The 23041-nt window shown below is 74.8% G+C and carries 20 protein-coding genes; 2 read left to right on the top strand and 18 right to left on the bottom strand.

All coding sequences use genetic code 11. The annotated features are described in order from the left end of the window. Positions 1-7: 7 nt before the first annotated feature. Together EAH89_RS02465 and EAH89_RS02460 are read right to left on the bottom strand one after the other, a co-directional pair. Entirely contained in the window at positions 8-826 is an 819-nt protein-coding gene (locus EAH89_RS02465) for a PstS family phosphate ABC transporter substrate-binding protein (RefSeq protein ID WP_140881202.1), read from the bottom strand. Positions 827-998: 172 nt separating this feature from the next. Then, entirely contained in the window at positions 999-1811 is an 813-nt protein-coding gene (locus EAH89_RS02460) for an SH3 domain-containing protein (protein ID WP_140881201.1), read from the bottom strand. Positions 1812-1983: 172 nt separating this feature from the next. Here EAH89_RS02460 and EAH89_RS02455 point away from each other — a divergent pair, with 172 nt between their 5' ends. Continuing rightward, a complete protein-coding gene (locus tag EAH89_RS02455; RefSeq protein ID WP_140881200.1) occupies positions 1984-2640 on the top strand; it encodes a DsbA family oxidoreductase in 657 nt (218 codons plus the stop codon). 10 nt (positions 2641-2650) lie between these two features. Here the strand turns inward: EAH89_RS02455 and EAH89_RS02450 are convergent, their stop codons facing one another. The 14 genes from EAH89_RS02450 to EAH89_RS02390 all read right to left on the bottom strand — a co-directional run bounded on the left by EAH89_RS02450 (position 2651) and on the right by EAH89_RS02390 (position 18722). After that, complete coding sequence (locus EAH89_RS02450; RefSeq protein WP_161993455.1) at positions 2651-4273, bottom strand: squalene/phytoene synthase family protein; 1623 nt, start codon at positions 4271-4273, stop codon at positions 2651-2653. Continuing rightward, on the bottom strand, positions 4270-5364 hold the full coding sequence (locus EAH89_RS02445; protein ID WP_241666824.1) for a glycosyltransferase: 1095 nt from the start codon (positions 5362-5364) through the stop codon (positions 4270-4272). Before EAH89_RS02445 ends, EAH89_RS02450 begins: the two co-directional genes overlap by 4 nt. A 45-nt stretch (positions 5365-5409) precedes the next feature. Then, entirely contained in the window at positions 5410-6204 is a 795-nt protein-coding gene (locus EAH89_RS02440; protein ID WP_140881198.1) for a lysophospholipid acyltransferase family protein, read from the bottom strand. A 3-nt stretch (positions 6205-6207) separates the two neighbouring features. Next, positions 6208-7827 carry a phytoene desaturase family protein gene (locus tag EAH89_RS02435; protein ID WP_140881197.1) on the bottom strand — a complete coding sequence of 540 codons (1620 nt, stop codon included), beginning with the start codon at positions 7825-7827 and terminating at the stop codon, positions 6208-6210. Between the two features lie 2 nt (positions 7828-7829). Further along, on the bottom strand, positions 7830-9377 hold the full coding sequence (locus tag EAH89_RS02430) for a phytoene desaturase family protein (protein WP_140881196.1): 1548 nt from the start codon (positions 9375-9377) through the stop codon (positions 7830-7832). A 109-nt stretch (positions 9378-9486) separates the two neighbouring features. Then, a complete protein-coding gene (locus EAH89_RS02425) occupies positions 9487-11088 on the bottom strand; it encodes an acyl-CoA dehydrogenase family protein (RefSeq protein ID WP_140881195.1) in 1602 nt (533 codons plus the stop codon). Further along, positions 11085-12242, bottom strand: a complete 1158-nt coding sequence (locus tag EAH89_RS02420; RefSeq protein WP_140881194.1) for an FAD-dependent oxidoreductase — start codon at positions 12240-12242, stop codon at positions 11085-11087. The genes EAH89_RS02425 and EAH89_RS02420 overlap by 4 nt, the downstream gene beginning before the upstream one ends. 49 nt (positions 12243-12291) lie before the next feature. Continuing rightward, a complete protein-coding gene (locus EAH89_RS32415; protein WP_241666823.1) occupies positions 12292-13329 on the bottom strand; it encodes a DUF3140 domain-containing protein in 1038 nt (345 codons plus the stop codon). Then, on the bottom strand, positions 13326-14108 hold the full coding sequence (locus EAH89_RS32105; RefSeq protein WP_206667429.1) for a hypothetical protein: 783 nt from the start codon (positions 14106-14108) through the stop codon (positions 13326-13328). Before EAH89_RS32105 ends, EAH89_RS32415 begins: the two co-directional genes overlap by 4 nt. Positions 14109-14169: 61 nt before the next feature. Then, entirely contained in the window at positions 14170-15009 is an 840-nt protein-coding gene (locus EAH89_RS02410; protein WP_140881193.1) for an aldose epimerase family protein, read from the bottom strand. 4 nt (positions 15010-15013) lie between these two features. Beyond that, on the bottom strand, positions 15014-15856 hold the full coding sequence (locus EAH89_RS02405; RefSeq protein WP_140881192.1) for an NAD-dependent epimerase/dehydratase family protein: 843 nt from the start codon (positions 15854-15856) through the stop codon (positions 15014-15016). 7 nt (positions 15857-15863) lie between these two features. After that, on the bottom strand, positions 15864-17144 hold the full coding sequence (locus tag EAH89_RS02400) for a TRAP transporter large permease (protein ID WP_140881191.1): 1281 nt from the start codon (positions 17142-17144) through the stop codon (positions 15864-15866). A 31-nt stretch (positions 17145-17175) separates the two neighbouring features. Further along, positions 17176-17709, bottom strand: a complete 534-nt coding sequence (locus tag EAH89_RS02395; protein WP_206667428.1) for a TRAP transporter small permease — start codon at positions 17707-17709, stop codon at positions 17176-17178. Positions 17710-17711: 2 nt separating this feature from the next. Then, positions 17712-18722, bottom strand: coding sequence for a TRAP transporter substrate-binding protein (locus EAH89_RS02390; protein WP_140881190.1), 1011 nt, complete (start codon positions 18720-18722; stop codon positions 17712-17714). Between the two features lie 131 nt (positions 18723-18853). Here EAH89_RS02390 and EAH89_RS02385 point away from each other — a divergent pair, with 131 nt between their 5' ends. Next, positions 18854-20212, top strand: a complete 1359-nt coding sequence (locus EAH89_RS02385) for an amidase (RefSeq protein WP_140881189.1) — start codon at positions 18854-18856, stop codon at positions 20210-20212. A gap of 47 nt (positions 20213-20259) precedes the next feature. Here EAH89_RS02385 and EAH89_RS02380 read toward each other — a convergent pair whose 3' ends face one another. Together EAH89_RS02380 and EAH89_RS02375 are read right to left on the bottom strand one after the other, a co-directional pair. Then, positions 20260-22506, bottom strand: a complete 2247-nt coding sequence (locus tag EAH89_RS02380; RefSeq protein WP_140881188.1) for a xanthine dehydrogenase family protein molybdopterin-binding subunit — start codon at positions 22504-22506, stop codon at positions 20260-20262. Positions 22507-22520: 14 nt separating this feature from the next. Then, the gene (locus EAH89_RS02375) at positions 22521-22970 is read right to left on the bottom strand and encodes a (2Fe-2S)-binding protein (protein ID WP_140881187.1); all 450 of its coding nucleotides are present in this window, start codon (positions 22968-22970) and stop codon (positions 22521-22523) included. Positions 22971-23041 lie beyond the last annotated feature (71 nt).

Raw genomic sequence — 23041 nt, 5'->3', positions numbered from 1 at the left:
GCGGGGCCTAGTCGGCGGCCGGCAGGCAGCCGGCCTCGCGCAGCGCGCGCACGCCCTCCTCGCTCCGCAGGAACCGCACGAACCGCTCGGCCACGCCCCCCGGCCGCTGCGCGTGGATGACGTGGAACACCTTCGTGTGGCGGTAGGCCCCGCTCTCGAAGGACTCGATCGAGGGCGCGACTCCGCCAATCGCGATCATGCGGAGGTTGCGCTCCTCCATGACGACCTGGGTGTAGGTCGTGCCGATGAGCGAACCCCTCAGGCCCTCGGCCGCGTCGGCGTTGTCCTGGTCCGTGGCCGCGACCGGCAGCTCGGGCCGCCGGCGCGCCCCGTCCAGCGCCGCGCCCATGCCGGGGAAGAGGGCCGCCAGCACCTGGTTGTCGCTCTCCGCGCGCGGCCGCAGGACGAGCTTGATCGGCGACCCGTCCGGCCAGCTCGCCGTCTCCGACGCATAGGCGCCGACGACCTCCGACTCGGTCATGGCGGGCGGTGCGCGGTGGGAGGTGGCGAGCACGTAAGGGGTGCGCACCGCGGCCGCCTGGACCAGGCCGCGCGCCTTCTCGGCGGCGGAGAGGGGGCGGCCGGAGACGGCAAGGTCGAGCACGCCGTCCGCGGTGGCGGCGATGCCCCCGCCGCTGCCCAGGCTCGGGATCACCTCGACGACGATGCCGGTCTGCCGGGTGAAGGGCTTGCCCAGATGCGCCAGCAGGGCCGTGGCCCCACCCGTCCCGCCGACCCGCAGCACGTCGGCCGCCCGGGCCGGCAGCGCCGACAGGGCCAGCAGGGCGGCCAGGCCGGCCGACAGGATCGGGAGACGGTTTCGCAAGGTCGTGGCCCCGGAGATGCTCGGTCGGCATCATCCGGCGGCGACCCTAAGCAACCCCTAACCCGGTTTCGAAACGCCGCCGGAGGGGCCTCCCGGCCGGCGCCCCGGGCCGCGGAGGGTCACCCCGCGGCACCCCGCCCCCCGGGCGGGCGATGGCCCCGAAGGGCGCCCGCTACTGCGTCGAGGCGAAGGATCCGAGCGGGAGCGGGCGCCGCGCCGCCCCTTCCGGCCCGTAGGGCTGCACGGTCGCCACGCTGCCATGGATCCAGCCCTCGGGCGCGCCCTCGCCCACCTGGTACCAGCCGCCCGGCGCGGTGCCGAAGATCGTCAGCACGGCGCCCGGGCGCGCCACCCGCAGCACCGCCCCGCCCCCGCCGGGCGAGGCCCGGAGGTTGCCGTTCTGCCGCATGACGAGCGTGCCGCCGCTCGGCTGCACCGGCACGGCCGGCGCCGAGGCGGTCGGGCCCGGCGGGGCCACGGCCGGGGCCGTGGCAGGGGCCGGTCCCTCGCCCACCTGCTCGAGGATCGGCAGCCCGTTGGGCAGCGGCGGCGTCGGCGAGGACACCGTGCCCCCGCCCGCCCGCTGCACCGGCCCGCCGCCGTCGAAGCAGCGGCTGACGAGCTCCACGTAGACGCGCGTCGCCTCGATGTTCGTGCGGCCGATGTGCTGCTCCACCTCCGTCACCCCGCCCGCGGTCTTCACCACGGAGACGAAGGGGATGAACACGGCCCCGCCCGAGACGTTCGCCTGCCCGCAGACGGCGTAGGTGTCGGGCATGGCCTGGCGATGCGCCTCGACGGCGCGGAAGCGGAGCGTGTCGGCCTCGCGCGCCACCGCCCGCACGCGCTCCTCCGCCGCCACCTTCACCTGCGCCACCACGTCGCCCCCGCGCGGCGCCGCGGCGGCCTGGCCCTTCGGCGGGGCCTCCTCCCAGCACCCGCCCAGCGCCAGGAGCCCGGCGAGGATCAATCCGTTACGCCACACGTCGTTCCACCCGAAAATCCGTCCGCAGCCACAACGCGGCAATAAGGGGGAGCTTTCTCTCAAGAACCGGTGAAGCGGGCCCGCGGCTCGCCAAGCGGTGAAACCGGCCCCGTGGCCGCCGCGCGCGCCGCGTGGTTGCATCCCCGGGCACCGGGAAAGGAAGGGCCGCGCCATGCCGGAAGAGGGGACGACGCTGCTCGTCGTGGTGGACACGGTCTGCCCCTGGTGCTGGGTCGGCAAGCGCCGGTTGGACGCGGCGCTGGCGGTCCTGGCCGGCGAGGGCGCCCGCCTCGCGCGCCAGTGGCACCCCTTCCAGCTCAACCCCGCCATGCCCCCGGGCGGCATGCCGCGCGCCGAGTACCGCGCCCGCAAGTTCGGCAGCGTGGAGCGCGGCCGCGCGCTGGACGCGCGCCTGGCGGCGGAGGGGGCGAAGGACGGCCTGCCCTTCGACTTCGAGCGGATCGAGCGCACGCCGAACTCCCTCGACAGCCACCGCCTGATCCGCCTCGCCGCGCGGGAGGGCGGGCCGGCCCTGGCCGACGCCGTGGCCGAGGCCGTCTTTGCCGCCTACTTCGCGGAGGGCCGCGACATCGGCGACCCCGCGGTGCTGGCGGCGATCGGGGACGCGGCCGGCCTGCCCCCCGGCCGCGCCGCCGCGATGCTGGCGGGCGACGAGGGCGCGGCGGAGGTGGCGGAGGACGCCGCCCGCGCCGCGGGGCTCGGGGGCGTGCCGGCCGTCGTCCTCGGCCGGCAGGTGATCGTCTCCGGCGCCGAGCAATCCGAGGCCATGGCCGCCGCCATCCGCGCCGCCCTGCGCGAGGCCGCCTGACGGCCCCGCCCTACCCCCAGCCGAGCGCCATGGCCGCCAGCCGCGCGCGCTCGGCCGTGCCCAGGCGCGGGCGGAGGCGCGGCGGGTGGAAGCCGCGGGCGATGAGCCGGTCCAGGATGCGTCGGTAGGCCCACATCATCACCCGCGCCGGGCGGAGCGGCCCCGCGCCGGCCCCGGCGCGCGCCAGCTCCGCCTCCGCCGCCGCGAAGCCCGCCTCCGCGCGTCCCAGCAGCCGGTGGCAGGCCTCGTGCAGGTCGGGGCGCTCCAGCAGCGCCGCCGGCTCCGCGTCCGGGCCGAGCCAGGAGAGGGGGATGTAGACCCGGTCCCGCGCCGCGTCCTCGTCGATGTCGCGGAGGATGTTCACGAGCTGCAGCGTGCGGCCGAGCGCGAGCCCGAACTCCACCGCCTCCGGCGCGCCGAAGATGCGCACCGACATGGCGCCGACGCTGCCCGCCACGCGCCGGCAGTAGAGCTCCAGCGCCGCCTCGTCCGGCAGGCGCAGCCGCGGCGCGGCGTCGGTCTCCATGCCCTCGATCATGGCGACGCACTCCTCGCGCGGCAGCCCGAAGCGCGCCCGCGCCCAGGCCAGCTCGCGCGAGAGGGCGCAGTCCGGCGCGTCCAGCTTCGCGCGCCACTCGGCCAGGAAGCCGCGCTTCTCCCCGAAGGGCGCGGCGCCGTCGGCGATGTCGTCCACCGCGCGGCAGAAGGCGTAGACGGCGTAGAGCGCCCGCCGCCGCTCCCCCCGCAGCGAGGCCATGCCGCGCGAGAAGGAGGACCCCGCCCGCGCCACCGCCGCCCGCACGACCGCCGCGTCCGAGGCCGGGCGCGGCGAGGCCAGCAGCGCCGCCAGCGTGTCGGCCTTGCTCAGCGCCACGCGCCCGGCCATCGGGTCCGCCGCGCGCAGCCGCGCCAGCAGGCGGCGGGCGCAGCCGATGGTCGTCGCCGATTCCAGCGCCAGGCGGCGGCTGCGGAGCCGATGCGGCAGGGCGGAGGCCACGTCCAGCAGCGCCTCGCAGCGGTCGAGCAGCGCGTCCAGCAGCGCGCGGCGCGGCGCGGCCTCGGTGAAGACCGCCCTCTCCCCGCCCACCTCGTCCATCCAGGTGCGGGGCAGGTAGATCCGGCCGATGGCGTCGCGGTCCTCGCCCATGTCCTGCAGGTGGTTCAGCACCTGCAGCGCGGTGCAGAGCGCGTCCGCCGCCGGCACCGGCCCGGCATCCTCGCCGTGCAGGCGGAGCAGGATGCGGCCCACGGGCACGGCGGAATGCGCGCAGTAGTCCACCAGCGCCGCCCAGTCCTCGCAGCCCTCGTTGCGGGCGTCGCGGCGGAAGGCGGTCAGCATGGCCCGCGCCTCCTCCACCCCCGCGCCGCTCGCGCGCAGCGCCGCCGCCTCGGGCACGCCCGGAGCCCCGTCCAGCGCGGCGTCGATCGCGTCCAGGCGCCGCAGCTTCTCCGCGGGGTCGAGGTCCGGGCTGTCCGCGATGTCGTCCGACAGGCGCACGACCCGGTAGAAGGCCAGAACCCGCCCCCGCACCGCCGGCGCCAGCAGGCGCGAGGCAACGGGGAAGTTCTCGGAATCCGGCCCGCGCGTCGGCGCGCCCGCGGCGACGCCCGCCTCCACGACGTCGCCGCTCACGGGACGTCCACGGGCTGGTAGGCGCGGCCCTTCCACCCCGCGGGGCGGCCGAGGGCGGAGCGGATGAGGGCGGTCCACTGGATGGCCAGGGCCACGGCGACGGTCACGGGATGCAAGGGAATGGTCCAGAGCGGTTCGCGCACGCGGAGCGTGATGGCGGCGCGGGTGAGGAAGGAGAGGATCAGGGCGGCGATCGCCCAGGGGCTCGGCAGCAGCAGCCAGGGCAGCAGGTGCGGCGCGCCCAGCAGCACCGTCCAGACCGGCAGGCCGAGCGGCGTCGCCATGCCCTCCCGCGCGTTCTTGGCGAAGCCGGCCCAGGCCTCGGCGAAGCCCGAATACATCCGGCAATCGGCGAGCGGGCTGCCGTCCACCACCTCGGTCCGGTGCCCGGCCTCGCGGAGGTTGCGCGACAGCGCCAGCGCGTCGTGCAGCCGCCGCGGGAAGGCGGCGTGCCCGCCCACGGCCTCGTAGGCGCCGCGCTCCGCCATCAGGAGCTGCCCGCAGGCCGCGGCCATGGCGGGATGGTTGGTGAAGGCCCGCCCGGCGCCGGGAAGGTAGCCGAGCATCATGAGGTTGATGGCGGGCACCGTGACCCCCTCACCGAGGCTGCCGATCCGCTGGCGCGGCACGCCGGAGACGAGGGCGAGGCCGTTCGCCGCCGCGTGCCCCGCCATGCGCGCCGCGGCGTCGGGCGCCAGGCGCACGTCGGCGTCGATGAAGAGGAAATGCGTGCCCCGCGCGGCCTCGGCCAGGCGGGCGCAGGCGTGCACCTTGCCCGTCCAGCCCGGCGGCAGCGGCGGCGCCTGGAGGAGGCGCAGCCGCGGGTCGGCCGCGGCCCGTGCCTCGACGATCCGCGCGGTGCCGTCGGTGGAGCCGTCGTCCATCACCAGCACCTCGATCGGCACCCCGGCGCTGGCCAGCGCGGCGTCCAGGCAGGCGCCGATGTTCGCGGCCTCGTCGCGCGCGGGAATAAGAACCGAGACGAGTGCCCCGGGCGCGGGCGCCCCCGCCGCGCGGCCGAGCAGGACGAGGTTCGCGGCCGTCATGCTCGCGGGAAAGGTCGCGATGAGGAGGGAGAGGACGTCGATCACCGCGCATCCCCCCGACTGGCTTCTTCTGGCGTCACGCCGCGCAGTCTAGCCGGATTTGGCGTCGCGCACATGCCGGGGGTCGAAGCGCTGCCCACGGGCCAGGGCGCGGGCGCGGCGCCAGAGGTCGTAGAGGCCCCCCATGCCCTCCGCGCCCTCGGCCACCACCTCGAAGCGGGCGGCGTCGCGCGTGATCGCCTCCTCGGCCAGCCGGTCCATCGTGGCCGTCAGCGCCTCCCGCAGCGCCTCCTCCCGCGCGTCGCGGTCCAGCGCCAGCAGCGCCGCCGCCTCGATGGGCGGGCCGAAGGCGGCCAGCATCTCCGGCCGGCTCTCGGTCCAGAAGACGTAGTCGAGCGCCAGCGGCAGGACGATGGCGCCGGGCGCGATCTCGGCCAGCCGCGTCACCCCGGGCACGATGGCCACCGGCCGCTCCCGCACGTCCTGGAACCGCCCGGGCACGTTCATCCAGAGCATCGCGCGCGGCGCGGCCAGCACCTCGGTCGCCGTGCGGAGGAAGGCCGCCGCCCCGCGCGCCCCCGGCTCGATCCCGAAGACGCCGAGGCGCCGCATGAAGCGGTACTTGCGCAGCGCCTCCGCCGCCATGGGGATGAAGACATGGCGCGACGGGAACAGCCGGGCCGAGAGGAGCATGAAGGCCACCCCGTCCCACCAGGAGGGGTGGTTCGCCAGCACGATCAGCGGCCGCCCGCGGTGCTCCTGCGGGAGGCCCCAGGCCGGCACCCGCAGCGCCCCCATGCCGCGCCGGAAGTGGCGGGAGAAGACGACGTGGAAGAAGGCGAAGAGCCGCGCGTCCCGCAGCGTGACGGGGGACGGCCCAGGCATCCCCTATTCCGCCGCCGGGGCCATCGAGGCCTCCATCCGCGCGAGCAGCGCGTCCCGCGTCCCGGCGCGCCGGGCCTCCGGCGACATGCCGGGCCCGCCCATGTCCTGGTCGAGCGCGTCGGCCGCGATCCAGCCCGACATCATCACCATCGGCATCCCCGGGCCCGGATGCGCCGCCCCGCCCGCGAGGTAGAGCCCCTTCACCCGGCGCGAGCGGTTGCCCGGCTTGAAGGCGCCGAGGAAGGCCCCGTGCGAGGCGAGGCCGTAGATGGCGCCGTCGAGCACCTTGTAGCGCTCGTGGATGTCCTGCGGCGTCAGCGCCCGCTCCACCACGATGCGCTCCTCGATGTCCTCCATGCCGGCCGTGCGCTTCAGCTTGTCGAGGATCACCTGCCGGTACTCCGGCAGCATCTTCGACCAGTCCTGCCCGGGGCGGAGATGCGGCGTGTGCACGAGGACGTAGAGCGCCTCCCCGCCATCGGGCGCGACGGAGGGATCCGTGCCGGACGGCGCCGCGAGGTAGGCGGTGGGGTCGGGCGCGGGGATGCCCTTCTTGTAGATGGCGTCGAACTCCTCCTCCGCGTCGCGCGAGAAGACGAAGTCGTGGTGGCCGAGATGCTCGTAGCGCTTGTTCAGCCCGAGATAGAGCACGACGCCCGAGCAGGCCGGCTTGAAGCCCTTCTTCTCGTACTTGCGCCCCGTCTTGCCGCCGACCAGCTCCTTGTAGGTGCGGATCGCGTCCATGTTCGAGATCACGGCGTCGAAGGGGATCGTCTCCCCCTTGGCGACCACGCCGGCCACCCGCGTGCCGTTGTCGCGGAGGTCGAGCCCCGTCACCTCCGTCGCGGGCCGCAGCTCCGCGCCGAGCGATTCCGCGAGCTTCGCCAGCCCCTCCGCGACCGCGCGCGTGCCGCCGACCGGGTACCAGATCCCCTCGCTCGCCTGCATGTCGCCGATGCCGCAGATGACCGCGGGCGCGAGGTAGGGCGAGGAGCCGACATACTGCGTGTAGTGGTCCAGCATCTGCGCCAGCCGCGCGTCCGGCACGTGCCCGCGGATGACCTTGGCCACCGTCTTGCCCATCCGCAGCGCCATCACGTCCTTGAGCGTGTCGGCCTGCATGTTTGACCGGAAGTCCATCGTGTCCGTCAGGTCCTCGACGGACTTCCAGAAGAAGAAGCCCTCGGAGATGCGGTGCAGGTTCTCGGACTCGCGCTGGAAGGCGCGGTAGCCCTCGCCGTTGCCGGGCGCGAAGGCGTCCATCTTCGCCGCCATCTCGTCGACGTTCTCGGAGAGGTCGATCCGCGTGCCGTCCTCGAAGAAGCAGCGCCACTGCGGGTCGAGGCGGATCAGCGGCAGGTCGCGCGCCTGGTCGCGGCCCGCTTCCGCGAAGATGCGGCGCAGCACGCGCGGCACCGTCAGGATGGTCGGCCCCATGTCGAAGCGGAAGCTGCCGCCGTTGCGCCCGGCGGGCGTGGCCGGCGCGTCGAGGTGCAGCACGGCGGCCTTGCCGCCCAGCCACTCGTTCTTGTCGAACAGCGTCACCTGGTGCCCGCGGGCCTGGGCCACGCAGGCGGCGGCCAGGCCGCCCAGGCCCCCGCCGATGACGGCAACCTTTGCCATGGTCAGATCCTCGTGGAGACGGGCGCGCGGCCGAGGTCGCGCAGCAGGAGGTCGGCGCTGATCCGCGCGCCCTCGTAGATGACGGGAAGCCCGGAGCCCGGATGCGTGCCGCCGCCGACGAGGTAGAGCCCCTTCGTGTCGCCGAACCGGTTGCCGGGCCGGAAGGTCAGCATCTGGCGGAGATCATGCGCGAGGTTGAAGGTCGCGCCATAACCCACGGCATAGTCGTCCCGCCAGTCGCGGGGGGTCACGATGCGCTCGTAGCGGATGCGCGCCTCGATATCGGGCACGCCCAGGCCCCGCAGGCGGTCGAGCGCCAGCTTGCGGTAGCGCGCCGTGTCCGCCTCGGTCCACTCGTGCCCGTGCGTCAGGTTCGGCACGGGGACGAGGACGTAGAGGCTCGAGTGCCCCGGCGGCGCCATGGTCGCGTCGGTCGCGCTCGGGTTCTGCAGGTAGAGCGAGGGCGTCTCCGGGATGATGCCTTCCTCGATGTCCTGGATGTTCCGCTGGTAGCCTTCCGAGAGAAGGATCGAGTGGTGCGAGAGGCCCGGGAACTCCCCCTCCACGCCGAGGTAGAGCATGAAGGTGGAGCAGGAGTAGCGCGCGCGCTCGATCCGCTTGTCCGACCACTTCCGCCGGATGGCGTCGGGCACGAGGCGCGGCATGGCATGGGCGAAGTCGCCGTTCAGCACCACGGAGTCGGCGGGGATATGAGCGCCTCCCGCCTCGACGCCCGTCGCGCGGTCGCCGTCGAAGGTGATGCGCTCGGCCGAGGTGCCCAGCCGGAACTCGACGCCGAGGTCGGCCGCGACCCGCGCCATGGCGGTCGCCACCGTGCCGCAGCCGCCGCGCGGGTGGAACACGCCGTGCTCGTACTCGAGGAAGGAGAGGATGGTGAAGAGGCTGGGGCAGCGGAACGGGCTCATCCCCAGGTACTTCGACTGGAAGGAGAAGGCGAGGCGCGTGCGCGGGTCGCGGAAGTGCCGGCGCAGGTCCTGGTCGACGGAGCGGCCGGGCTTGAGCAACGGCAGCGCGCGCAGCATGTCCGGCGCCATCAGGTCGGTCGCCTTGGTGAAGGCGCGCTCCAGCACGGGGCGGAAGGCCGCGAGCTTGCGGCGGTTCTCCTCCATGAAGGGGCGCACCCCCGCCGCGTCCCGCGGGTCGATCTTGGCGATCTCCCGCTCCATCCGGGCAAGGTCGGGCGTCGCGTCCACGGTGACGTTCCCCGCCGCCGCCTCGAAGACGAGCCGGTACTGCGGGTCGAGGCGGATGAGCTCCACCTCCTCCTCCAGCTTCGTGCCGCATTCCGCGAAGATCTCGCCGAGGATGCGGGGGTAGAGGAAGAAGGTGGGGCCGAGGTCGAAGCGGTAGCCCTCGGCCGTCTCGAGCGTCCGGCTGCGGCCGCCGACGACGCGGTCCTTCTCCAGCACCGTGACGCGAAGCCCCCGGGCGGCGAGGAGCATGGCGGAGGCGAGGCCGCCGGGCCCGGCCCCGATGATGACAGCGTGCGGCCTCTCAGGTCGCAAGGAGGGGCGGCTGAGGGCGTTCATCGGACTCCGTTTAGCCAGGGGGGCTGGGAAAGGGGATGTTTGCGCGGAAGGCGCGCGCGCAAGATGCCGTTGGAGCAGGTTGCGCGCCAGTTGCGAAGGGAGGGGCCGTTCAAGCGGGCGCCATCTCCCCGGCGAGCGCCTCCTCCAGCCGCGCGCCGGCCCGGGGCAGCAGGCGCCGGAGGAAGAAGGCGCCGTCCGCCGCCAGCGCCGGCTCGATCGCCGCCGCGCGAGCCAGCCAGCCGCCGCCGAGCACCCAGCCCGCGGCGTCAAGGAAGGGCGCGGCCGCCGCGCCGGCCTCCTCCGGGGAGGCCGCGGCCAGGTGCCGGGCCGCGCGCGCCAGCGCCTCCGCCGGGCCGCGCAGGGCTGGATCGGAGGCCCCCGCCTCCTCCACCAGCGCGAGGAACTCCGGCAGGGCCCGCGGCAGCTTCCGCACCAGCAGGTCCATCGCCTGGATGCCGTTCGTCCCCTCGTAGATCGGCGCGATCCGCGCGTCCCGCCAGAGCTGCGCCGCCCCGGAATCCTCGACGTAGCCGGCGCCGCCATGGACCTGGATGCCGAGGCTCGCGACCTCCACGCCGCGCTCGGTGCACCAGGCCTTCACGATAGGGGTCAGCAGCGCGAGCCGCCCCTCGGCCCCCGCCTCCCCCGCCCGCGCTCGGTCGATGCAGACGGCGGCGTCGAGCGAGAGGAGGCGCGCCGCGTGGGTCACGGCCCGCATCTCCGACAGCATCCGGGCCACGTCCGGGTATTCCGCGATCGGCCGCCCGCCCTGCACGCGGTCCGCCGCGTAGGCCTCGGCCAGCAGCGTCGCGCGGGCGCACTGGCCCACCCCCTCGACCCCCACCGCGAGGCGCGCCGCGTTCATCATCGAGAACATGGCGGCCAGGCCCCGGTGCGGCTCGCCCACCAGCTCCCCCTCGGCCTCCTCGAAGATCATCGTGCAGGTCGGGCAGGCGTGGATGCCCGGCTTGCGCTCGATCCCCCCGCAGCGGAGCGCGTTGCGCCGCCCGTCGGGCAGCACCTTCGGGCAGGCAAAGAGCGAGATCCCGCGCGACCCCGCCGGCGCGTCCGGCAGCCGCGCGAGGACGAAGTGGAGCGTGTTCTCCGCGAGGTCGTTCTCGCCCCAGGTGATGTAGATCTTCTGCCCGCTGATCCGGTAGCCGCCCGCCCCGTCCGGCACGGCGCGCGTGCGGATGGAGGAGAGGTCGCTCCCCGCCTGCGGCTCGGTCAGGCACATGGTGCCGTTCCAGGCGGCGGAGACGAGCGGCGGCAGCAGCCGCGCCGCCTGGTCCTCGCTCGCGTGGTGCACCAGCAGCTCGATCGCGCCCGCGGTCAGCATGGGCATCAGCGCGAAGGACATGTCGGCGGAGGTCGCGAGCTCGAAGACCGAGGTCAGCATGGCGTGGGGCAGGCCCTGTCCGCCATGCGCCTCGGGCGCGGCCACTCCCTGCCAGCCCGCGGCGCGCCACTCCTCCAGCAGCGCCGCGTAGCCGGGGGGCGTGCGCACCACCCCGTTCTCCAGCGCGCAGCCCGTGCGGTCGGCCTCGACGCGGCCGGGCGCGATGCGCTCCTCGGCGAAGCGCGCGGCCTCCTCCAGGATCGCCGCGATGTCCCCGGCCTCGAGCGGCGTGCCGAGCCGGGCCGAGAGCGCCGGCAGGTCGTGCAGGCGGGTGAGGGCGAAGGCCAGGGCCTCGGCGGGCGGCATCATCATGCGCTGACGTCCTCCTGTGATCGCTGCGGGAATCGGATCTCGTCGGGGCCGCCCGCCGCCCAGCCCGGCAGCGCCGCCATGCGGGCGGGGTCGCCGAGCGCGGCCGCCACGGCGCGGCCGAGCAGCGGGCCGAACTTGAAGCCGTGGCCGGAGAAGCCGCTCATCACCACGCAGCGCGGCGACAAGGGCTCCACCACGAAGCGCTCCCCCTCCGCCACGTCGTAGTAGCAGGCCCGCGCCGCCGTCACCCGGTAGGAGGCGGCGTCGCGCAGCCGCGGCAGGGCGAGGGCGAGGATGGCGTCGCGCTCCGCCGGGGTGACCTCCCGCGGGTCCTCCGCGTCGCCCCGGAGCGAGAAGCGGTGGTCGCCGATCTTGAGCCCCGTGCCCGCGACCGGCGGCACGGCGTAGAAGCCCCCGGTCTCCGAAAGGTCGAGCACCATCGGCGCCCGCGCCCAGGCCTCGCGATGCGCCGGGGGTGGCTCCAAGTAGACCACCACCTGGCGCGAGGGCGTGACGCGGCCGGCGAGGCCGGGCAGCAGCCGCGGCGCCCAGGGTCCCGCGGCCACGACCAGGAGGTCGCCCTCGACCGCCGCGCCGTCGGAGAGGGCTAGGCGCGCGCGGGTGGGATCGACGCCGGTCGCCCGCGCCCGCCGGAAGGCGACGCCGCGCCCCTCGAGGTGCCGGGCCAGCGACGCGACGATCCGGCGCGCGAGCAGCACGCCGCCCCGCGGGGCGTGGAAGCCCTCCGCCAGCCCCTCCCCGCGCAACCAAGGAAACCGCACCTCCAGCGCGCCCGGCTGGAGGTCCTCGGCGGCCATCCCCCGCCCGAGCAGGGCGTGCCGGCTGGCGCCGAACCAGTCCCCTTCCGCCGCGGCGCCGCCGGCGAGGGCGAGCACCCCCGTCTCGACATAGGGCCGCTCGCCAAGGGCGTCGAAGAGGTCCTCCCAGACCGCGTAGGCCTCGTCCACCATGCGCGTGTAGCCGGCCGCGGCCCCGTAGGCGTGGCGGATGAGGCGGTGGTCGTCCACCGAGGCGCCGCGCGGGTTGGGCACCGCCTCCGCCTCGACGACCGTCACCGCGTGGCCCGCCGCCTCCAGCGCCCAGGCGGCGGAGAGGCCCATGATCCCGGCCCCGAGGACAAGCGCGCGTTGCATCGCCCCATCCTGCGCCGCGCCGCGCCCGGTTGGAACCCGGGCGCGCGCCTCAGGAGCGGCGGGTGGGCGGCTTGCGCGGCGGCGTCCGGCGCGGCGCGGCCCCCGCGCGCGGCCGGGCGGCGGGCGCCTTCGCGGTACCGCGCGCCTTGGGCGCGGTCGCCCTGGACGCRGCTGCCTTGGATGCCGTCGCCTTGGGCGCGGCGGCCTTGGACCGGGCCGGCGCCTTGGCCGAGGCGCCGCGCGGCGCCGTCTTCGCGGCGGGCTTGGCCGCCGCGCGGCGCGCCGCCGGCTTCGCCGCCCCGCGCGCGGAGGACGCGGCCCGCGACTCCGCCGCGGCCTTCCCCGCCGGCGCCTTCGCGCGCGCGGCAGGGGCCTTCGTGCCCGCCGCCTTGGCCGTGGAACCCCGCGCCGCCGAGGCGCGCGCGGGCGCGGCCTTGGCGCCCGTCGCCCGCCTGGTCGGCGCCTTGGCGGGGGCCGCCTTGGTCCCGGCGGCGCGGCCGGTCGCTGCCTTGCCCGCCGTCGTCTTGCCAGCCGTCGCCTTGGCCCTGGCCGCCTTCCGCGCCGTGCCACGGCCGGCGGGGCGCTCGGCCGGTTCCGGCGCGGCGGCCTTGCGCGCGGGCGCCGGGCGCGCGGCAGTCGATCGGGAAGCGGTCTTCCGCGCCGCCGTCTCGCGCGCGACGGGCTTGCGCACGGCCGGCTTGCGCGCGGCGGCCCGGCGGCGCGGCGCGGCCTTCCCGGACGCGCCGCCCTTCAGGGGATCGTGCCCCCAGTTCATCAGGCTGTAGCGCCAGCGCGAGTGCTCGACGTCGTCCTGCGGGCCCTGCGCCATGTGGCGGTGCACGTAGCCCACCACCTTCCGCATCCGCGCGAGGTCCTCCTCCGAGGGATCCTCCGGCGGGTTCTCGAGAAGGCGGACGATGTGCTCGCCCATCTCGTGCCCGACCGATTCAGCCTCGCCCTCGTGCACGAAGCCGACCGCGCGGCTCTCCTCCGTGCCGAGCCAGTCGCGCAGCGCGCCGGGCTCCATGTTCACCGCCTCGCGGAAGGCGCGCAGGACCTCCTGCGGATCGGGAGTGTCGTCGCTCACTTGGTCTTTCCCTTCGCTGGACGAGGTGAGGGGGCGGCCCGGCGCGCCGGAGCCTTGGCGGGCGCCTTCGCGGCGCGGGAGGCGGGCGCGCGCTTGGCGGGCGCCTTCGGCGCGGCCTTCGCCGCCGTCTTCCGGGCGGGCGTCTTCCGGGCCGGCGCCTTGCGGGCGGGCGCCTTCTCCGCGGCGGCCTTGCGGGCCGGGGCGGCCCGCTTCGCGGCGGCGGGCTTGCGCGCCGCCGTCTTGCCGGCCGTGCCGGGGGCGGCGCGCCCAGGCGCCTTGGCCGCCGCCTTGGTGGCCGTCTTCCGCGCGGCCGGGGCACGCCGCGGCGCCGCCTTGGCGGGCGCGTCCTTCGTCGCCGCCCGCTTCGCCGCGGGCTTGCCCGTGTCCCGCGCCGTCGCGGTCTTGCGCGCGACGTCCGCGGGCTGGGCGGAGAACTGCTTGCCCTTCGCGGTGTCGCGCCGCTTCGCCGCCGTCGTGCGCGCGTACTCGTCGTCGCTCAGCCCCTCGCGCGCCTTCTTCGGAAGGTAGCGCTCGCCGGTCTTGCCGCTCTCGCGGCCCGACTTCGTGCCCCACTCCTCCTTCGTCCACTGCGAGAGATGGTTGTCGGCCTTCTTGCCGCCCTCGTAGCCGCCGCCGGCCTTCTTGTACTCGGCCACGGCGAGCTGCGCCTTGCGCGCGGACCATTCCCCGGCGTCGCCGCCCTTGGTGCCGCGCGTGACGCGCGCCTTTACCTTCTCCCAGAGCTTCGGATCCGTCTTTCGCGCCGTGCCGGAAGCCATGTTCCACCTCTCCGCAATCCGCTGCCGAACGCGGCGCGAATCCCAAAGGTTGCCGGTTGCATCACACCAGCGGCAGCAGCGCGACGCCCCCCGTGATCGCCGCGCCACGCGCGAGGCGGCGCATGTCGCCGAGCGGCGCGAAGGCGGGGCGGTTCACCACGTCCGGCACGTGGCTTACGGGCTCCGCGCAGATCACGCCCGCGCCCCTCGGCGCGAAGACCTGCAGGTTGCGCGACCAGGCGCCCTCGCCGCGCAGCGCGAAGGCCCGCGCGCCGAGGTCGAGCCGCACCGTCCCGTCCCAGCCCGTGAAGTGGGTGTCCTGCCCGGCGAAGGCCTCCTCCCCGCCCTCCAGCCCCGCCGAGGGCGCGAGGCCGACGGGAAGGTTCCGCGCGTCGCGCTCGATCGCGCCCGTCGCGCGGAAGGCGAGCCGCGTGCCCTCGGGCCGCACGAAGAAGGGGTGCCACCCCGTGCCGAAGGGCATGCCCTCCGCCCCGTCGTTCGTGACCGTGAGCACGAGGGAGAAGGCCTCCCCCAGCCGCACCTCCAGCCGGGCGACGTAGCGGAAGGGCGCGAGGTCGAGCCGCTGCACGAGCACCGCGCGGCCCGCCGAGGCGTCCTCCACCTCCCAGCCGTGCTCGCGCGAAAGGCCGTGCAGCGCGGTGCGCTCGGCCACGCGGTTGCAGGGGAAGCGCGCGACGCCGCCCGGGTGCGGCAGCCGCCCCTCGTCGATCCGGTTCGTCCAGGGCAGCATGACGAAGGCGCCGGCCCAGGTGTCGTTGGGATCGGCGCCCTCGGGCAGCGGGAGAAGCACGTCGCTCCCCGCGTGGCTCAGGCTCGCGAGGGCCCCGCCGCGCGACGGGAGCAGCGTGGCGCGCCAGCCGCCGCCCTCGATCCCGAGCATCCCCTCAGTCCAGCGAGAAGGCGTCCTTCGGCGAGGGCTTGTCGCGCGTGTAGTCCATGGCCGTGTAGCCGCCGCCCTGGTAGCGCTCGGTCACGGGGTCGCCCGAGACCTTGCCGCCGACCTTCCCGCGGAAGCTCTCGGCCGTGTCCTCGGGCTCCCAGCCGATGCGGTCGCGGTGGTCCGCGCCCCAGTAGGTCGCGGGGTTCTTCGAGGCGCCCCAGACCACCGCGTGGCCGATCCGCGGTGCCGCCAGGAACCGCTCCATCAGCCGAGCGAGGTCCGCGTAGGACAGCCAGGTGGACAGCATCCGCGCGTCGGCCGGCTCGGGGAAGGAGGAGCCGATGCGCAGGTTGAGGTTCTCCACCCCGTGCTTGTCCCAGTAGAGCCGCCCCATCAGCTCCCCATAGGCCTTGGAGAGGCCGTAGAAGCTGTCGGGCCGGAAGGCGCAGTCGGCGTCCAGGAGCTCGCCGTTGCCGGCGGGCCGCTCGTGGAAGCCGATCGCGTGGTTGCTGCTCGCGAAGAGCACCCGCGCCCGCTCCCGTCGCGCCGCCTCGTAGACGTGGTAGAGGCCGCGGATGTTCGGGCCGAGCACGACCTCGAAGGGCTGCTCCGTGCTGATGCCGCCGAAATGGAGGATCGCCTGGCAGCCCTCCGCCAGGCGCAGGATCGTCGGGCCGTCGTTCAGGTCGGCCTTCGTGAAGGCGGCGCCCTCCGGCAGCGCGTCTGGGAAGGGGGAGATGTCGGTCAGGCGAAGCCGGTAGCCGGCCGCCGCCAGCGCGGGGGCGAGGGCGCGGCCAAGGTTGCCGGACGCCCCGGTCAGCAGGACGGGGCGTGTCTTGTCGGTCATGAGGGCCTCAGTGGAAGACGGACGGGAGCCAGAGGGAGATCCAGGGAATGTAGGTCACGGCCATCAGAACCACAAAGCTGGCGATGTAGAAGGGGGCGCTCGTCCGCGTCGCCTCCCACATCGAGACCTTGCCCACCGCGCAGGCGACGAAGAGCAGCGGGCCCACGGGCGGGGTGATCAGCCCGATCCCGAGGTTGAGGATGAGCACGATCCCGAACTGCACCGGGTCCATCCCGGCCGCGACGGCCACCGGCAGGAAGACCGGCGTGCCGATCATGATCAGCGGCGCCATGTCCATGAAGGTGCCGAGGACGAGCAGCACGACGTTGATCAGCAGCAGCATGGCCAGCGGGTCGGAGGTGATGCTCTTCATCATCGCGACCGCGGCCACCGGCACCTGCATCAGCGCCATCAGCCAGCCGAAGGCGGAGGCCGTGCCGATGATCAGCAGCACCATGCCCGTGGTCCGGCAGGCGCCCAGCACCGCCTCCTTGAAGGCCTCCCAGGTGAGGCTGCGATAGACGAAGCCGATGATCAGCAGGGCGTAGATGACCGCGACGCAGGCGCTCTCGGTCGCGGTGAAGATGCCCGAGCGGACGCCGGCGAAGATGATGACGATGAGCATCAGCCCCGGGATGGCGCCGACCGCGAGGCGCAGCAGCGCCCACCAGCCCGGGAAGGCCTCCCGCGGGTAGCCCCGGCGCACCGCGACCAGCCAGGCGACGAACATGATCGCCAGCATCAGCAGCAGGCCCGGGATGAGCCCGGCCGTGAAGAGGTCCGCCACCGAGATCGCGCCGCCCGCCGCGATGACGTAGAGGATCATGTTGTGCGAGGGCGGGATCAGCAGGTCGATCAGCGCCGCGTTGGCGGTCACGTTCACCGCGTAGTCCGGCGCGTAGCCGCGGGCGCGCATCTGCGGGATCATCACGCCGCCGATCGCCGAGGCGTCCGCCACCGCCGAGCCCGAGACGCCGCCGAAGAGCGTCGCCGCCACCACGTTCACTTGGCCAAGCCCACCCCGCAGGTGCCCGACCATGGCCGAGGCCAGCGCCACCAGCCGGTCCGCGATCTGCCCGCGCATCATCAGGTCGCCGGCGAAGATGAAGAAGGGGATCGCCAGCATCGAGAAGATGTTCATGCCGGAGGCGATCTGCTGGAACACCACGATGGCCGGCAGGTCCATCCAGAGCACCGTGACGAAGGCGGCGATGCCGAGCGCGAAGGCGACGGGCGTGCCGATCAGCAGCAGCAGCGTGAAGCTGCCGAGCAGGACCGCGATATCCATGGGGGTGCTCTCTTCCGCGCCGCGGGCGGCGTCAGGCGTCGGTCAGGATGGGTTTGGGGTGCATGTCCGCCGGCGCCCGCAGCCCCGCCGCGTGGGCGAGAAGGCGCTCGACGCCGAAGAGAGTGATCAGCACCCCGCCGAGGATCAGCGGCAGGTACTCCACCGCGCCGCTCAGCCCGATCGTCGGCAGCGTCGTGTCGGACACCTCCAGCGCCAGCTCCCCGGTGAACCAGGCCATGCCGACGCCGAAGGCGGTGATGCAGAGGTCGGAGACGATGTCGCAGGCCCGCTCGAGCGGCGCGGGCAGCAGGGCCTTGAGCGTGTCGAAGCCCATGTGGAAGCCCTCGCGCACGCCGACGGCCGCCGCCCCCATGATGGTCCAGGCCATGAGCATCATGGCCGCCGATTCCGCCCAGGACGGCGTGTCGTTCAGCACGAAGCGCCCGAAGACGGCGTAGGCCACCACCGCGACCATCGCCAGCAGGGCAAAGGCCGCGACGAAGAGGGTGACGCGGCAGACGGCGTCCAGCGCGGCGGAGAGGCCGCGCTGCGTGCTGGCGAGCACGGTCAGGCCGACTCGCGGATGCGGGAGACGATGCCCTTCATGCGGGCGTCGCTCACGAAGCGGTCGTAGACCGGGCCCATGGCGCGCTCGAAGGGGCCCTTGTCCATCGTGTTGATCTGGGCGCCGGCCGCGATGACGGCCGCCTTGGCCTCCTCGCTGCGGGCCTGCCACATCCGCCGCATCTCGGGCACGCTGTCCTTCGCGGCCTGGCGCAGGATGTCCTGCAGCTCCTTCGGCAGCCGGTCGTAGGAGCGCTTGGCCATGACCAGCACCTCCGGCGCCATCGAGTGCTCGGAGACGGAGTAGAACTTCGCCACCTCGAAGTGCCGGAAGGACTGGTAGGAGGGGTAGTTGTTCTCCGCCCCGTCCACCACGCCCGTCTGCAGCGCCGAGTAGACCTCGCCGGTCGGCAGCGGGGTGGGGTTCGCCCCGAAGGCGCGCATCATCGCCACCCACATGTCCGAGGCCTGGACGCGGATCTTCTGGCCGCGCAGGTCGCCGGGCTCGTGGATCGCCTTCGCCCGCGTGTAGAAGCTGCGCGCGCCGCTGTCGTAGTAGCCGAGCGGAATCAGGTTGTGCCGCGCGGCGCCGGACAGGATGTCGTCGCCGATCGCGCCGTCCAGCACCCGGTGCATGTGCGCCTCGTCCCGGAACAGGAAGGGCAGGCCGGGGATCACCGTCTCGGGGATGAGGGAGTTGAGGCTGGCCGAGTTCACGCGGTTGAGGTCGATCACCCCGAAGCGCGTCTGCTCCAGCGTGTCCTTCTCCTCGCCGAGCTGGCGCGAGCCGAAGACCTGGATGCGCAGCCGCCCGCCCGAGCGCTCCTCGACCTGCTTGCTCATGAACTTCACGGCCTCGACGGTCGGGTAGCCGTCCGGGTGGACGTCGGCCGAGCGGAGCGTGACCGTCTGCGCGGAGGCGCGGCCGCCGAGGAAGGGAGCCGCCAGCGCGCCGAGGAGGACGGCGCGGCGCGGCGCCCCGAAGGGGACCCGCAGCGGCGTGTGGATGGTCATGGACAATCTCCCGATAGCGCGCGGGTTCCTCGCGGGTAACCCTCTGGTTATCACCAACCTGCTTCGGGCAACCCGTTCCTGTCAACGCCGCCGGCATTGCGGCCCCCGCATGCACGCCGCATCATCGGGGAATGATGACAATCGACGCCGCCGCCCGCGCCCTGGCGGCGGGCACGACCACCGCCGCGCGCCTCGTGGAGGACGCGCTCGCGCGGATTTCCGACCCCGCCGGGGAGGGCGCGCGCGCCTTCGTCGCCGTGCAGGCGGAGGCGGCGCGGGCGGCGGCGGGCGCGATGGACGCGCTGCGCCGGGTGGGCCGCGCGCCCGGGCCCTACGCGGGCATCCCGATCAGCATCAAGGACCTCTTCGACCAGGCGGGCGTCACGACCCGCGCCGGCTCGGTCGCGCGCCGGGACGCGCCGCCGGCCGCGGCCACCGCGCCGGCCATCGCGCGGCTGGAGCGCGCGGGCTTCGTCGTGCTCGGCCGCACGAACATGGTCGAGTTCGCCTTCTCCGGCACGGGGCTGAACCCGCACCACGGCACCCCGCGCGCGCCGCACGACCGCGCCACGGGCCGCGCGCCCGGCGGCTCCTCCTCGGGCGCCGCCGTCGCCGTCGCTGATGGCATGGGGCTCGGGGCGATCGGCTCCGACACGGGTGGGTCGTGCCGCGTGCCGGCGGCGCTCTGCGGCATCGCGGGCTTCAAGCCCACCGCGCGCCGCGTGCCGCTGGCGGGCGCCTTCCCGCTCTCCTCCACCCTCGACAGCATCGGGCCGCTGGCGCCCAGCGCCGCCTGCTGCGCGGTGCTCGACGCGGTGATGGCCGGCGAGGAGGACGCCTCCCCTCCCCCCGCCGCCGCGCTGGACGGGCTCCGCCTCGGCGTGCCGAGCGCGACCTACCTCTTCGACGGCGTCGCGCCGCCCGTCACCGCGGCCTTCCAGCGCGCGCTGCGGCGGCTGGAGGCGGCGGGCGCGCGGCTGATCGACGTGGCGCTGCCCGAGATCGCGGAGATCCCGGCCGCCAACGCGACCGGCGGCTTCGCGGCGGCCGAGGCCTGGGCGCTGCACCGCGACCTCATCGGCCGCGCGCGCGACCTCTACGACCCGCTGATCCTCGCCCGCATCGAGCGTGGCGCCGCCATGTCCGCGGCCGACCTCATCGCGCTGATGGCGGAGCGCGCGCGCATCATCGCGGCGACGGCGCCCCGCACCGCGCCCTTCGACGCCATCGTCGCCCCCACCTGCCCCCTCACGCCCCCCGCCATCGCGGAGCTGGCAGCGGCGGAGGCTTTCAACCGCGTCAACCTGCTGCTGCTGCGGAACACCGCGGTCGCGAACTTCCTCGACCGCTGCTCGATCAGCCTTCCCTGCCACGCCGAGGGCGAGGAACCGGTCGGGCTGATGCTGACCGGCGAGCACGGCGGGGACCGCCGGCTGCTCGCCGTCGCCCGCGCGGTCGAGGCCGTGCTGACGGACCGGCCGGGGGAGTAATCCTCCCCCGGCCGGCAAGCAGTTAGAAAGAATAACCGGATCGTTAGCTAAGCGGAGCCGAGCCGGGTCTTGGCCATGGGCAGGCTGCGGATCCGCTGCCCCGTCAGGGCCGCGACCGCGTTGGCGACGGCCGGCGGCACGCCGGGAACGCCCGGCTCCCCCACGCCGCCGAGCGCCGCCCCGCTCTCCACCACCCGCACGTGCACCCGGGGCATCCGGGCATGAGGCAGGATGGTGTAGGCGTCGAAGTTCCGCGCCTGCGGCTCCCCGTTCTCGTAGACCACCTCCTCCAGCAGCGAGGAGGAGAGGCCGATGGCGGCGGCGGAGCGCACCTGGGCCTCGATCATCGCGGGGTTCACCGCGCGGCCGGGGTCGATCGCGATCCAGAGGTCGTGGACCTGGATCTCGCCGTCCGTGATCGAGACCTCGGCGATGGTCGCCACCTCCGAGCCGAAGGGGGAGGCCATGGCGACGCCGCGCGCGCGACGGACGCCCTCGGCCTCGAAGGGTCCGCGCTTCCAGCCGCCCGAGAGCTCGGCCACCGCCCGCAGCAGCGTCGCGTGGCGCGGGCTGTCCTTGAGCATCGCGAGGCGCATCTCGTAGGGGTCCTTGCCGCCGGCCGCGGCCAGCTCGTCGAGGAAGGACTCGTAGAAGAAGTCGTTCATCGAGTGGCCGACCGAGCGCCAGAAGGCGATGACCGGCGGCTGGGCCACCTTCACGCAGTCCACCCGCTTCGCGCCGATCGCGTAGGGCTTGCCGGCGATGCCCTCCACCATCGAGGAATCGACGGCCTCGTTGGGGGTGAAGTAGCGGCCGATGGGCCCCTCCCCCACGGCCGCGGCCTGCAGCGCCACGGGCATGCCGTCCGCGCCCACCGCGCCCTTGAAGCGCACGAAGCCCATGGGGCGGAGGCCGTCGCGCAGGAACTCCTCCTCGCGCTTCCAGATCACCTTCACGGGGCGGCCCGTGGCCTTCGCCAGCGCGATCGCCTGCGGGTAGGGCGCGGCCGCGTCGTAGAGGAAGTGGCGGCCGAAGAAGCCGCCGAGGATGGGCGAGTGGATCTTCACCTTTGCCGCGTCGAGGCCGCTGATCCGGGCGATGACCGCCTGGAACATTTCGGGCGCCTGGTTGGGCATCCAGAGCTCGAGCGTGCCGTCGCCGTTGAAGCGCGCGATGGTCGAGGGGGGCTCGAGCTGCGCGTGGGCGAGGTAGGGGGCGTCGTACTCGGCCTCGATGGTCCTGGCCGCGCCCGCGAAGGCGGCGGCGAGGTCGCCGCTCTCCTCCGCCGGGCTGCCGGCCCCCTTCTCCGCCCGGAGCGCCGCGAGCATGCCGGCCGAGGAGAAGTCGGCGGGCAGCGCGCGGTCGTGCCGCCCCTCCTTCCAGGTCACGTCCAGCGCCTCGGAGGCCTTGCGCGCGCGCCACCAGCTATCGGCCAGCACGGCGACGGCGCCGGGCAGGCGGTGGACGGAGTGCACGCCGGGCATGGCCCGCACCTCGGCCTCGTTCGCCAGCACGTCCGGCTCCTGGCCGAGGCGCGGGGCGTGGACGACGGAGGCCTGGAGCATGCCCTCCACCGTCAGGTCGATGCCGTACTTCGCGCGCCCCGTGGACTTGTCCCGCGCGTCCAACCGCGGGACCGGCTTGCCGATCCAGCGGAAGGTGGCGGGGTCGCGCAGGGCTGCGACCTCGCTCGGGCGGAGCTTCATCGCGGCCTCGGCCAGCTCGCCATAGGCGAGGGCGCGGCCGGAGGCCTTGTGGACCACGCGGCCGGGCTCGGTCGCCAGCTCGCCCTCGGGCACGTCGAGCCGCGCGGCGGCGGCGCGCACGAGCATGTTGCGCGCGGTGGCGCCGAGCTGGCGCATGGTGTCGTAGCTCGAGCGGACGGAGAGGCTGCCGCCGGTCAGGCGCTTGCCGTTCACCACGAGGTAGTCCGCGCCGGGCGGCGCGCAGTCCACGATGAAGTTCGCGGGCTCGACGTCCAGCTCCTCGCCGACGATCTGCGCCATGGCGGTCGCGATGCCCTGCCCGCCCTCCACGAAGGGCGAGAGGAGCCGCACCGTGCCGTCGCCGCGGATCTCGAGGAAGGCCGCGACCTGGGTGCCGGGGCGCGGCGCGGCGGCGGCCAGGCCCTCGCCCTGCGCGCGGGCCGGGCGGGCGCTCGCCAGCGTGCCGAGCAGCAGCGCGCCCGCGCCGGCGCCGAGGAGCCCGCGGCGGGAGAGGTTCGCGACGCGGCCCTCGGCGATGGAGACGGGGGTGCCGGGCCGGGCGTCGGTCGGGGGGATCATGCCGTCCATGGTGCGGTCCCCGCTCAGGCCGTCGCGGCCTGCCGCACGGCGGCGGCGATGGCGTTGTAGGTGCCGCAGCGGCAGAGATTTGTCATGGCCGCCGCGATGTCCTCGTCGGTCGGCTTCGGCGTCGCCTTCAGCAGGGCGGTCGCGGCCATGACCTGGCCGGACTGGCAGTAGCCGCACTGGGCGACCTGGCCGGCCAGCCAGGCCTCGACGACCTTCGTGCCGACGGGGTCGGTCTCCATCGCCTCGATGGTCGTGACCTGCGCGCCGACCACGCTCTCGGCGGGGGTGACGCAGGAGCGGGTGGCGTTGCCGTCCACCAGCACCGTGCAGGCGCCGCACTGCGCGATGCCGCAGCCGTACTTCGTGCCGGTCATGCCGAGCGTGTCGCGCAGCACCCAGAGCAGCGGGGTGTCGCCCTCGGCGTCCACCTGCCGCGCCTGGCCGTTGATGGTGAGTTCGAGCATCGCCTGTTCCCGTCCGGGCCCGCCAAGGGCCCCTGTCGCGGCGAAACTAGGCTTCCGTCCGGCGGAATGTC

Origin of the sequence: Muricoccus nepalensis (assembly GCF_006438825.1) — a bacterium.
GTDB classification, from domain to species: domain Bacteria; phylum Pseudomonadota; class Alphaproteobacteria; order Acetobacterales; family Acetobacteraceae; genus Roseomonas; species Roseomonas nepalensis.
The sequence above is the reverse complement of the archived record's forward strand: the minus strand, read 5'-3'. Positions and strand labels throughout refer to the sequence as shown.